Source organism: Botrimarina colliarenosi (assembly GCF_007859955.1).
GTDB lineage: Bacteria > Planctomycetota > Planctomycetia > Pirellulales > Lacipirellulaceae > Botrimarina > Botrimarina colliarenosi.
In genome coordinates, this window is the sequence record NZ_SJPR01000004.1 from 221673 (window position 1) to 233700 (window position 12028).

At 67.7% G+C, this 12028-nt stretch carries 8 protein-coding genes and 1 tRNA gene; 2 read left to right on the plus strand and 7 right to left on the minus strand.

What is annotated here, in order from left to right; genetic code table 11:
- Window positions 1–32: 32 nt before the first annotated feature.
- Window positions 33–1115, plus strand: a complete 1083-nt coding sequence (locus Pla108_RS15005) for a tetratricopeptide repeat protein (protein WP_146445778.1) — start codon at window positions 33–35, stop codon at window positions 1113–1115.
- 25 nt (window positions 1116–1140) lie between these two features.
- On the opposite strand, the gene Pla108_RS15010 is transcribed toward Pla108_RS15005, so the two are convergent.
- From Pla108_RS15010 to Pla108_RS15025, 4 genes are all read right to left on the minus strand, one after another.
- A complete protein-coding gene (locus tag Pla108_RS15010) occupies window positions 1141–1806 on the minus strand; it encodes a hypothetical protein (protein WP_146445779.1) in 666 nt (221 codons plus the stop codon).
- A 146-nt stretch (window positions 1807–1952) separates the two neighbouring features.
- A complete protein-coding gene (ppc, locus tag Pla108_RS15015; protein ID WP_146445780.1) occupies window positions 1953–4685 on the minus strand; it encodes a phosphoenolpyruvate carboxylase in 2733 nt (910 codons plus the stop codon).
- A 278-nt stretch (window positions 4686–4963) separates the two neighbouring features.
- A tRNA-Ser gene (locus Pla108_RS15020) sits at window positions 4964–5051 on the minus strand.
- A gap of 105 nt (window positions 5052–5156) precedes the next feature.
- The gene (locus Pla108_RS15025; protein ID WP_146445781.1) at window positions 5157–7892 is read right to left on the minus strand and encodes a sodium-translocating pyrophosphatase; all 2736 of its coding nucleotides are present in this window, start codon (window positions 7890–7892) and stop codon (window positions 5157–5159) included.
- A 341-nt stretch (window positions 7893–8233) separates the two neighbouring features.
- Between Pla108_RS15025 and Pla108_RS15030 the strand changes: the two genes are divergently transcribed.
- Window positions 8234–8956, plus strand: a complete 723-nt coding sequence (locus tag Pla108_RS15030; RefSeq protein ID WP_197526595.1) for a PEP-CTERM sorting domain-containing protein — start codon at window positions 8234–8236, stop codon at window positions 8954–8956.
- A gap of 2 nt (window positions 8957–8958) precedes the next feature.
- On the opposite strand, the gene Pla108_RS15035 is transcribed toward Pla108_RS15030, so the two are convergent.
- From Pla108_RS15035 to Pla108_RS15045, 3 genes are all read right to left on the minus strand, one after another.
- Window positions 8959–9945 (minus strand): DNA polymerase III subunit, encoded by a 987-nt coding sequence (locus Pla108_RS15035; RefSeq protein WP_146445783.1) that lies wholly within the window; start codon window positions 9943–9945, stop codon window positions 8959–8961.
- 23 nt (window positions 9946–9968) lie between these two features.
- Window positions 9969–11438 carry a protein kinase domain-containing protein gene (locus Pla108_RS15040; RefSeq protein WP_146445784.1) on the minus strand — a complete coding sequence of 490 codons (1470 nt, stop codon included), beginning with the start codon at window positions 11436–11438 and terminating at the stop codon, window positions 9969–9971.
- A 122-nt stretch (window positions 11439–11560) separates the two neighbouring features.
- A complete protein-coding gene (locus Pla108_RS15045) occupies window positions 11561–11872 on the minus strand; it encodes a transcriptional regulator (protein WP_146445785.1) in 312 nt (103 codons plus the stop codon).
- Between the last annotated feature and the right edge of the window lie 156 nt (window positions 11873–12028).

A 12028-nucleotide genomic window follows, 5' to 3' on the forward strand; every position in this document is an offset into this window, starting at 1 on the left:
CCATTGGGCGGCATACCCGGGGGGGAGTTACTGTGCGAGTTCAACTTACCGCAGCGATTGCTACGACGCTGTCGCTGGCGCCGATGGGCGTCTTCGCGGCGCCGTCGTCGATGCTCCATACGATGCCGGAGCCGAGCGCGCAAAGCGTCCCCGGCGAGGCAAGCCGGATGGGGTGGCTGACGAAGTGGTTCCACGGCCCGTCGGCCGACCCGATGGAGACTGGCGTTCCGAGCGCGGCCGGGCCGGGCGTCATCGCCTACCAGCCGCCGCCGGCGTCCATGCCGACCGCCTCTTCGTCGGGGGCCGCGGCCAAGACCGCTTGGCGTGGCAATGGGGCGGTTCCCGCCTTTGCACAGAACTCGCCGTCGCAGACGACGCCGCTCGACACGGCCGCTCGCTCGCCGATGGGGCAGGGATCACCCACCGCGGCGGACGCCGCGACCCCGGCCGACGAAGCGCGGCGCCTGCGCGAGCAAGGGCACGCCAAGGACCGCGAAGGCGACTTGGCCGCCGCCGAAGCGATCTACCGTCAGGCGATTGGCGCCGATCCGACCAGCGCCGCGGCCGTCAATGACCTCGGCCTCTGCCTCGCCCGCCAAGGGAGACTCGACGCCTCCGCCGCCGTGTTGCGGCAAGCGATCATGATGCGGCCCGACAAGCAGCTCTACCGCAACAACATCGCGACCGTGCTGGTGGAAGTCGGCGAAATCGACGAGGCTTTGACCCACCTGAAGACCGTCTGTGGCCCCGCCGCGGCGCACTACAACGTTGGGCAGATCCTGACCCGCAGCGGCAAGACCGACGAGGCGGTCGCTCAGTTTGAGCAGGCGTTGGAGCTCGACCCCAACCTGCGGCCCGCCTTTGACGCGCTAACGCGGATCACGCAGCCTGCGGCCGACGCTTCCTTCGCGCAATCGACGGTCCAATCGACGGGCGAGGCCGAGTCGTTGGCGGCGATGTCGGATGCCCCGGCGCCGCGTGTCGCCACCGCGACCGCTGCTTCCGTGGCGCCGCAATCGGAGAGCACGCCGGTCGAGTCGGACGCCGACGAAGAGCCCGAATTCACCGGCCCCCCGAGTTTCCCGCGACTGTTGCCGCCGGTGCTCAACCGCTGACCGCGTCAGAGCGATCGCCCCCGCGTCAGCTGGGGGAGATGGTCGCCCCGCCGGTGCGCCAAAACAGCCACCGCTCGAGCAGCTCGCCGGGCACGAGGCAAACCAGCGCCGCGACGGCTAGCACGGCCGGAGGCCCGGCGTCGACGACCGCCGGGATATTCTTCGCCCCGCCCGCGAGCAGCTGGGCGCCGAGCGGCAGGATGACGCCGCCGAACGTCCCGAGGACGTAGCGGAGCTTGCTCCAGCCCGCGAGCGGGCCAACGAGTTGCTGCGCCGAAGTCTGTCGGGGCGAGGCTTCGCCGCCGATCTGAGCGTACAAGTACGTCTCCGCGACAAACTTGATCGCCATCGCGATGACGACCAGCAGCACCAGCAGACTGCCGGCGCCGCCTAGCTTCGCCGCGACCGACGCCCGCGCCAGCGACCAGATGACCAACGCGACCCCCCCGCCAAGAGCGAAGGGCGTCGCCGCCCGACGCAACGCCGCGTCGAGCCCCCACCACTGGCCGGCGTGCAGTCGGCGGTTCGCCTCGACGACCCGGTCTTGCCGCATCAGCATCGCGGCGCCGAGCGTCACGGCGCCGAGCGCGACGGTCGCCACAAACGACCCCTCCGGCGGCGTGACTTGGCTGAGGCCGCACCAACCCAAGAGCAAGGCGGCGACGGCGATCGTCTCGATGAACAATGACACGGGGGACTTTTTGATTGGAGGGTGGTTTGGTGGATCACTCCCGGCGCTGGCGCCTAGGGCTCAATCGCTGGCGATGTTCCCACACCGCGGTTCGAGAGCCCTAAGCGCCGGCGCCGGGAGTCGCGAAAGACGCACGCCGACCCCCTCTAACCCGTGGTCCGCATGCCGGCGGCAACGCTCTTGATCGACAATTGCGACAAATGCCGCAGCTCTTCGGACGGGTTGTCTGCCGACCGCACGCGTCGCATCACCTCGAGCTGGATCAGGTTCAGCGGATCGACATACCGGTTGCGGACCTTGATTGAGTCTTGCAGCCACGGGACCGTGTCGAGCAATTCCTTCTCGCCCGTCACCGCCAACAGGGCGTCGCGGGCCCGTGCGTACTCGGCGTCGAGCAGCTCGGCGACGTCACGGAGGGCGGCGTCTCCACCCGCCAACTGGGCGTAGCGGTCGAAGACCGGGCGGTTCGACTTAGCGAGGGCCAGCGCGGCGTTGTCGATCGTCGCCCGGAAGAACGGCCACTGGGTGTACATCTCGTGGAGCGATTCCTGGCCGCCGGGCTCGCCGAGGGCCGCCTCGAGGCCCGCCCCCAGCCCATACCACGCCGGCAAGAGGCAGCGGCATTGCGTCCAAGAGAATACCCACGGGATCGCCCGCAGGTCCTCGATCGCGTCGCCCTTCTTCCGCTTGGCCGGCCGCGAGCCGATCGGCAGGTTCTCGATCTCGCCGATCGGTGTCGCTAGGCGGAAGAACCGCACGAACGCCGGGTGCGTCACGAGCGCTCGGTACGACGCGAGCGACGCGTCCGCCATCCGCTGCATCTGGTCGCGGTAGTCGCTCGTCGGCTTCGGCGGGGGCGTCGTCGCCGCGATCAACACGGCCCACAGGACCTGCTCGAGATGCCGGTGAGCGATTGCGGGGTCGTCGTACCGCTCGGAGAGGACCTCGCCCTGCTCGGTCAGCCGGAGCGAGCCGTCGAAGGTCTCGGGCGGCAACGACAGGATGCTCCGCGCCGCCGGTCCGCCGCCGCGGCCGAGGGAGCCGCCCCGGCCGTGGAAGAACGTGACGTGCACGCCGTGCGACTTAGCCAACGTGTTGAGGGCGATCTGTGCGCTCTGCAGCGACCAAGCCGCCGATAGGTAGCCGCCGTCCTTGGTGCTGTCGGAGTAGCCAATCATCACCGTCTGGCGATCGCCACAGGCGGCGACATGCGACCGGTAGGCGGGCGATTCGAGTGCGGTGCCGAGGATCTCAGGCGCTTCGACCAAGTCGTCGATCGTCTCGAACAGAGGGATCACCGGCAGGTGCAGCGACCCATCGAGCTCGCTGCCGCCGTCGGCGCGTTCGCTCCACTTCCACAGCCACAGAATCGTGAGGAGATCGCTCGGCTGCTTCGTCATCGAGACAACATGCCCGCCGAGGCACGCCATCCCGTAACGCCGGGCGGCGATCCGCAAGACGCGGAACAGCTGGAGCGTCTCGCGGGCCGTCTCGCTGAGGCCGACCGGGTCGAGATTCGCCGCGATCGGCTGCGTCTCGGCTAGCAGCTCGCAGCGGCGTCGTTCGGTGAGCTCTTCGCCCTTCTCGACGAGGCCGATGGCTTGCCACAGCTCGGTCATCACCCCGGCATAAAGCTCTGAGTGCTGCCGCACGTCGAGCGCCGCCATGTGCAGGCCGAAAGTCGCGATCTGGTCGAGCCACGCATCGACCTCGGTGTGGGCGACGTCGTCGTCGCCCGCCGCGATCAGGGCGTCGCGCACCAGCCGGGCGTCGGACGCCATCTCCTCGGCCGATCCGTAGGCGGCGGACGGTGTCGGACCTTGGCTCGGCGCCGCCAACGACTGCTCGATCCGCCAGCCGATGACCCGCAACCACCGCCGCGGCGTCTCGAGCGGCGGGATCGGCTCTAGGATCTCGACGAGCTCGGGCCAATTCGCGCACGCCGTGGCGAGCGGCTCGAGCAACGCGGCGCAGGCCGGGGCCTGGCGCGTCGAGACGCTGATCGAGGTGATTAATGCGTCACACGAGGCCCAGTGCCGCTCGAGCGCCGCCTTCCGCAGCCAGCGGAGCGTTTGCTCGGTGATCTCTGGCGTGACATAAGGGTGGCCGTCGCGGTCGCCGCCCATCCAGGAGCCGAACCGCAGCACGCCTCCCGCGGCGACCTCTTGTGCTGGATAAACCTCGGCGACCGCCTGACGCAGCTCGCCAACAATCCGCGGCGCCGTGTCCCAAATCACCGGCATAAACGCCAGCCCGCGCTGCACCTCTTCGAGCACTGTCGGCCGGGTTGGGCGGATGATGTCGGTCTGCCAGAGCTTGACGATCTCGCGACGGACGAGGCCGCGGAGCGACTCCTCTTCACGCGGCGTGAGCGAGGCTACGTCGAGCCGCGACAAGATTTGCCGCAACGACCGCAGCTTGCCGCGGATGCTCTTGCGCTTCGCCTCGGTCGGGTGGGCGGTGAAGACCAGTTCGACGCGGACCCGTTCGACGAGATCGGCCATCGCCTCGGCCGAAACGCCCTGCTCTTTCAGCTTGCGGACCGCGTCGAGGATCGACTCCCTGCGCGGCGCCGGGTGGCTCTTGCGCTCACGGTCGTGGAGCGACCGCACCCGCTGGCGGTCCTCGGCCAGGTTCGCCAGCTCGAGGAACGTGCCGAACGAGCGGATCACGATCCGCAACTGGTCGGCCGTCAGGTCGCGGAGCAACGCGTCGAGTTCGTCGGCGGCGGCGAGGTCGCCGTCACAGAACCGGCGGGCGAGCCGGCGGACCGTCTCGACGAGTTGGAACGCCTCGTCCCCCGCGAACCGCCGGACGGTGTCGCCAAAGGTGCGTCCGAGGTCGTCGATCTCACGTCGCAGTCGCTCGTCGGTAGCCATCGGGTTGATCGGGTAGCGAGGGGGGTCGGTCTTTCGCAGAAGCGCTGAGACGCGGGGGCGGGCGACTGGCTCTGGGATCCTGAGACTAAACCGGCAGGGCCCGCACGCAAAGACGCCAAGGCGTGAAGGGCGGACCGCGCCGCCAAATCGCCGCCACCGAGAGTCGGACAAACAGCAAAAAAGGCCCCGACCATAGCGGTCAGGGCCTATTGCGTGGTCCTTTTCCTGGCGCGGCAAGGTCTTGGCGTCAGCCAAGCCGAGACCGCCCAGAAATCAAGCGGAGGCGACAGGATTCGAACCTGCGGAAGGGGGGACCCCTTCACCGATTTAGCAAACCGGCGCTTTCGACCACTCAGCCACACCTCCAAAACAGCCGGTGATCCGGCCACAGAACCGCAGTGTAGTTGCTCCCCCACAGCGACCGCAAGACGGCGTCGGCGCCGTCCGGGTTCGCAGGAAAAGCCGTGTCCGTCAGAACCAGCCCAATGAGACCAGGCTGTACCGAACCACCAAGCCCGCGACGACGACGCTCACCATGCTCATCAGCTTGATGAGGATGTTCAGGCTCGGGCCGCTGGTGTCCTTGAAGGGGTCGCCGACCGTGTCGCCGACAACGGCCGCCTTGTGGGCAAGGGTCCCCTTGCCGCCGTGGGCGCCCGCCTCGATGTACTTCTTGGCGTTGTCCCAAGAGCCGCCGGAGTTGGCCATGAAGACCGCCAGGCAGAACCCGCAGGTCAGCGTGCCCATCAACAGGCCCAGCACCCCGGCGACGCCGAGCACCATGCCGACAGCGACCGGCAGCAGCAGGCCAAGCAATGACGGGCCGATCATCTCCGCCTGGGCGGCGATTGTGCTGATCGCCACGGGGCTCTTGTAGTCGGGCTCGTCGGTGCCGTCCATGATGCCCGGCTTCTCCTTAAACTGTCGCCGGACCTCCTCGACCATGCCCTGGGCGGCGCGGCCGACGGCTTTCATCGTCATGGCGCAGAAGACAAAGGTCGCCATCGCGCCGGCGAAGATGCCGATCAGCACCTTCGGGTTCATCAGCGTGGCGTCGAAGTAGATGTTGAAGTCAGGCAGCGTCATCTCGGCCAGCCGCGTCAGCGCCGTCCCGTCCGCCAGCCACTTCGGTCCGGCGGCGTAGTCGGCGGCGAACGCACTTTCGGCGTCGCCCCCGAAGGTGGTCGGGATGTAAGCCTCGACAGGCAGGTCCTTCCACTCGCGGATCCTCTCTCCGGTCGTATCGTTGACCCGCAGTTGAGCGGGTTGGATCAGGTAGCTCGTGGTGAACGGCTCGCCCTCGGCGTCTTCCTGCACGAGCACCAGGAACTGATCCGAGAGCTTGTAGAAGCCGTACTGGAACGCGTCCCCTTCGGTGGCGATCGACTCCGCGGCGAAGTCCTTAGCCCAGCGATCGAAACCAACCCGCACCCCCTCGACATAGGCGGCCAGCAGCGCGAGCGCCGTCAGAGCTGCCGAGCCAATCGCAAAGCCCTTGCCGGTCGCCGCGGTGGTGTTGCCAAGGCTGTCGAGCGCGTCGGTCCGCTCGCGGACGATCGCCGGCATGCCGGACATCTCGGCGTTGCCGCCCGCGTTGTCGGCGATCGGGCCGTAGGCGTCCGTCGCCAGGGTGATGCCGAGCGTGCTGAGCATCCCGACCGCGGCGATGCCGACGCCGTAGAGGCCGAGCGAGAACATATCGACGTTCGCGAAGTCGAAGCCGGTCGCGAAGCCGAACGAGGCGATTGTCGCCACACAGACCGTGACGACCGGCGCCCAGACGCTCATCATGCCGTCGGCGATGCCGCCGATGATGATCGTGGCCGGCCCGGTGACCGCCTGGTCGGCGAGCTTCCTGGTGGGACTGTATTCGTCGCTGGTGGCGTACTCGGTCCACTTGCCGATCACGATGCCTGCCGCCGCGCCGAAGACAACGCTGAGCGCCACGCCGGGGATGCCGAAGTAGGTTGTCCCCTCGACACCGGGCATCAAGAAGTAGGCGGCTGCGATCGCGGCGATAATCACCAAGTACGTCGCGCGACTGATGCCGCGGTCGAGGGCGAGTAGCAGGCTCTTCTGGCTGGCGTCTTCGCCCGTCTTGACGAGGTAGATGCCGAAGATCGAGAGGAAGATGCCGAGACCGGCGATCACCAGCGGCAGCATCATGGCCGACAGCTGCGCCTGCTCCGGCGACCATCCTGCCGGCGCGAGCGACGGGTTGACGAAAGCCGCGGCGCCGAGGGCCGAAGCCGCCAAGATCGAGCCGGCGTACGACTCGTAAAGGTCGGCGCCCATGCCGGCGACGTCGCCCACGTTGTCACCGACGTTGTCGGCGATCGTCGCCGGGTTGCGCGGGTCGTCCTCGGGGATGCCCTGCTCGACCTTACCGACCAGGTCGGCGCCGACGTCGGCCGCTTTGGTGAAGATGCCGCCGCCGACACGGGCGAACAGCGCCTGGGCCGAGGCGCCCATACCGAAGCAGACCATCGTGACGCTAATTTCGCCAAGCGACAGCGGATCCATCCCAGCCGCCGGCCAGACCCAGTAGAGGAAGGCGAACCAGAGCGTAATATCCATCAGGCCAAGGCCGACGACCGTGAGGCCCATCACGGCGCCACTGCGGAAGGCGACCTGCAGGCCCTGATTGAGCGACTTTTCCGCGGCCGCCGCCGTGCGGCTGCTGGCGGCGGTCGCGGTCTTCATGCCGAACCAGCCGGCCAAGCCGCTAAACAGTCCGCCCGACAGGAACGCGAACGGGACGAACTCGCTCTGCACTTTCAAGCCGAACGACGCCCACGCCAACAGGGCGGCGACGACCAAGAAGAAGGCCGCCACGACGCGGTACTGCTGCTGCAGGTAGGCGTTGGCGCCCTCCTGCACATAGCCGGCGATCTCTTGGCTGCGCGGCGTCCCGGGGTCGGCGGCGATCATCGTGTTGTAGAACTGCTTCGCCTGCACGAGCGCGACAAACGCCCCTGTAAAGGCGATCGCCCAACAGACGATCGCGGTGGTCTGCGAGGCCTCGCCGTCGGCGGCGCCGGCGTCGGCCACCGCTGGTTGGGCCGCCGGCGCTGGCGAAACGGCCGCCGGGGCGGTGGCGGGGTCTTGCCCGAAGGCCCAATCCCCGGGCAGCGCGACGCCACTCAGGGCGACGCCCACCAACAAGGCGATCCGTGCAACACCATTCCGTCGATTCCGATGACGCATTTATCGTCTCTCCCTAATGTCACCCGCCGCAGGGGCGAATGACCATTCCGATGAGGCTTATTCGAACAGGCCGCCGGCCGACGCAAGTCGCGAATCCATAGCGATTTGCGCTGCGACAACTGGCCATAGGCCGGGGAGTCTAAGCCGCCCCGTGCAGGGGGTCAACTCGGCGACGCGGTCTCGGGTAGCGCGTTTGCGTCGGGCCCTCAGGGGCAATCCTCGGGTCGAAGGCCCAAGCAACTCGGCAGTTTGACGAACCCTCTATCCCCGGGTCGGCGCCTTGGTGCATTAGGATGTCAATTCCCGTCGGTCGAACCCTACCGTACGCCAGGACGAGTTCCATGCCGAATGCCCTCCCCTGCGGTGTGCTCACTCTCACCGTTGCTTGGTCTTTCGCCTGCCAAGCGGTGGCGGCCCCCCTCACTGCGGCGAGCAATCGGGCCACCGCTCCCGGCGACGCAAGCGCCGCCGCTGTCGTCGAGCGATTGGGCACGGCGGCGGCGCCGATCGATCGCCAGATCGCGCAGACGTTCCTGACCGTTAACGGCGGCGTGCTGCAGAGTATTTCGGTCACCGCCGGCGCCCGCGGTGGCCTCGCCAACCAGGACGGCCAGGGCCTGAGGGTCACGCTCACCGAGTTCACAGCGGGCATGATCGGCGACGTGCTCGCTACCGCCCCGGTGGATAACGTCGAGCTGCTGGCGGGATTCGGTGGGCCGTTTACGCAACCGGACGTGCTCCAAGCGACCGCGACGTTCGATGCGGCGTCGGTGGTGCTCACGTCAGGGGTCACCTACGCGATGGTCTTCAGCGCAGAAAGATTCACGGACAGCTTTTTTATCCTGGGCGGGAATCTCGGGTACCCCGATGGAGCCCTCGGTGGACGCACCGGAGACTCCCCTTTCGGATTTGGCCCCCTAACCGATTTGTTCTTCGACGTAACGGTCGAGGCCATTCCTGAGCCGACTTCAATCGCGTTGTTGGCGAGCGGCGGACTCGCCACCGGCCGCCGCCGGTCGATGCGGCGTCGCGGACCTGTTGAACGGGGACCTGTTGAGTGCTGAGCCTAGCCGGCTCGCCGCGCGAGCTGTTGCGCAAGCGACTGCACCACCGCCGATTGGTTGGCGTTGCGGCCCAGCGCGGACTCCGCTTCGAAACAAGCCTCCAGTTGCCGCAACAGCGCATCAACGCTCGCGGGGTCGTCGGCCGCCGTGCTCAGGCGGGCATGCAGCGTGGCGATCGTCGCGGCAAGCAACTCGCGCATCGCCCGGCGGCGGATGCGGGGTTCGGTGGCGACCGCTTTGGTCTCTTCTTCGAAGACCCGGGCCAGGTCGTTGGCGTCGAGCCGGGGAGACGCCAGGCGACGCAGCAAAGTTTCGCGGGCTTGATCAAGCTGCCCCTCCGCCAGCTCGAGCGCCCGCGAGACGCTCCCCTCGGCGATCGCGGCAAGCCGTTCAGCGTCGGCGGGCTCGAGAGGGTCGGGCTGGCGACACAAAATCGACGCGACCTCCGTCGCCTCCAGCCGGCCGAACCGGACGATCTGCGAGCGAGAGCGGATGGTTGACAGCTGCCGGGCGAGACTCGTGCCGATCAAGATCAACAGCGAACCGGGCGGCGGTTCTTCCAGCGTTTTCAGCAGGCAGTTGGCCGTCTCGACGCTGAAATCATCGGCGTCGTCGATGATCGCCACCCGGCGGTCGGCCACCAGCGGCCGCAGCGCGATGTCGTGGCAAAGCCCTTCGCGGTTCCGCCTGTCGGCCGGGCCGATGAAGAGATCGACCGGCAGGGTCGTTTTGCCCTCCGGCCGCGCGACGCGGAGCAGATCGGGGTGGGTCCCCGCCGCGGTCAGTCGGCAGTTTTCGCAAACGCCGCACGCTTCGAGCGACGCGCCGTCACGACGGGGGCAAAGCAGCGCCGCGGCGAGACGCTCGGCGAAGTACCGTTTGCCGACACCGGCGGGCCCAACAAAAAGGTAGGTGCTCGCCAGCCGGCCGTTTGCGAGGGTGCGCCGGAAGCGGTCCTTCGCGTCGTCGTGGCCTAGAACGGATTGCATCCTTGCTTACCTTGGTAGAGTCATTACGCCTTGGAGACGCTCTCGCGCGCCGTGACGGCCGAGAGGACCGCCTCGCGGAGGCGGCGGAGTTTGACCGGCATGACAATCACGCCGCGGTGGTCGGCCGTCTTGGCCGAAGCGGCCCACTCCCCCTGGGCCTCTTCGAGCAGGAGGATCGTCGGGATGCCGGCGGTCGCCCGCTCTTCGCCGAATTGGTTGAAAGCCCGGACCGCGTCGGCGCCGATCGACGCGCCACAGAAGACAACGACGTCCGCCGCCGTTGGGTCGCCGGTGAACCGGGACAGGGCGCGCGGGCCATCGGTCGCGACCAGCACGCGGTAACCATTTCGCTTGAACAACTCGCGCAAGACGTCTTGGCGTTTGGTGTCCGATTCGACGACGAGGATCCGCCGCGGTTTGCCGTCGGGGCCGACGCCTTCCTGCTCTTCGGGGCCGCGCGCGGTGGTGTTGGATTCGGCGCCTTTGGCCCGCCGCACCGCGAGCTTGAGCTCCGCCAGCATGTCGCCCGGCGTCTGGAAGCGGCGTTCCGGGTCCATCTCGAGCGCTTTGCTGAGAACCATCGCCAAGGGCATCGGCGTCTCGGGCGCGAGCTCAAGAATCGGCCGGATGTCTTTGAACGCCTCGCCACGGGCGTACCGCTGAGCGCGGTTGCGGCCTTCGGGCAGGCATGACACACCCGAGAGCATCTGGTGCAGTATGTATCCGGCGAAATAAACGTCGCTGCGGGTGTCGTCTTTGCGGACGCCGGTCATTTTCTCTAGCGCCGCGTACTCGACGGTGCGATCGACGCCCGAGTCCTCGCCGGCGACGCCATCGAGGGCTGCCAGCCCAAAGTCGACGAGCATGCCCGCGCCGCCCGCCGTGACGAGCACATTGGACATCTTCAGGTCGCGGTGCGTGACGCCCTGCTGGAAAGCGTAGTGGAGTCCGGCCAGCGCGTCGGCGACGATGTCGGCGGCGTTCTCCCAATCAAACTTCTTCCGCACCCGGTAGAGGTCGCGAAGGTTTTGCCCCTCGATAAAGTCCATCACGATGTAGCTGAGCCCGGGGCGGGTCACCACGTCGTGAATCGCGACGATGTTGGGGTGCTTCAGCTTCTTGCCGAGCTCGCCCTCGCGGCGGAAGAAGTCCGCCTTAGGGGTGCCGGTGTGCCGCGACCGTAGGACTTTGACGGCGTGGATCTGCCCCGTCTCGCGGTGGGCGGCGCGGAACACCCGGGCGAAGGTCCCCGAGCCGACACAGTAAAGCACCCGGTAGTCGCCGTAGACGTACCCGTCGCGGAGGCCGCGTTGCAGTCGGTCGAGCTGGTAGTTGGTGACCAGCCCCTTGCGGACGAGCGTCTGCGAGAAATCCGCGAGGGCGACGTTGCTCGATCCGAGCTCGCTCCAGACCGGCTGGAGTTGAGAATCGGTGACAACGCCCACATCGATTGCGGACTGCGCGAGGTCTTCAGCGGTGGCGGGGACTTGCATCGAGTGGGGGGTGGCGGTTCCGCACGTTCCTTGGCGCCGACCACGAAGTCAGCCGCCGGTGTTAGCCACGTCGCACACGAGGCGACGGCCTCGTCTTGCCGGCCACGTCAGGGGGGACAGGCTCAGCCGAGGTTGTCGGCGTCCGATTCGCCCGTCAGGTCTTCGAGGCGGGCGTGGGCCTCGTCCCGCTCGCGTCGCGTCGCTTCGAGATCGAACATCAGGTACTTCATATCGAGTCGCAGCTGCCCGAGGGCGTCTTGCACCAGCGACAGGATCCGGCGACGGCGTCCGGTGCTTTCCACCACACGATCCAACAGCGGGGCGAGGGCCCGCGACTGCTCCGTGGGGAGTTCGCCGATGGCGGCGATCAATTGGACCAAATCGGCAGGAAGATCGGCGCCGGTGGCGGTCGCTGAGGCGTGCGAGTTGGGCATGGGGGCGAATCTCCAGGTGAGGGGGGGATGTACGCCTTGGTAAGCAGCCGGCGTGCCAGCACACCGGCTAAACGACCTTCCAACCCGTCGCAACCAATTCTACGCAAAGCACTTACGATGCTTCAAGCAGTTGGCGCCAAATCTCCTCCGCCGCCC

Coding starts and splice junctions, on each gene's coding strand:
- ppc (WP_146445780.1), bottom strand. CDS start 4,685: ATGGCTACCGACGAGCGACTGCGACGTGAGATCGACGACCTCGGACGC.
- Pla108_RS15035 (WP_146445783.1), bottom strand. CDS start 9,945: ATGCAATCCGTTCTAGGCCACGACGACGCGAAGGACCGCTTCCGGCGC.
- Pla108_RS15040 (WP_146445784.1), bottom strand. CDS start 11,438: ATGCAAGTCCCCGCCACCGCTGAAGACCTCGCGCAGTCCGCAATCGAT.
- Pla108_RS15030 (WP_197526595.1), top strand. CDS start 8,234: ATGCCGAATGCCCTCCCCTGCGGTGTGCTCACTCTCACCGTTGCTTGG.
- Pla108_RS15045 (WP_146445785.1), bottom strand. CDS start 11,872: ATGCCCAACTCGCACGCCTCAGCGACCGCCACCGGCGCCGATCTTCCT.
- Pla108_RS15025 (WP_146445781.1), bottom strand. CDS start 7,892: ATGCGTCATCGGAATCGACGGAATGGTGTTGCACGGATCGCCTTGTTG.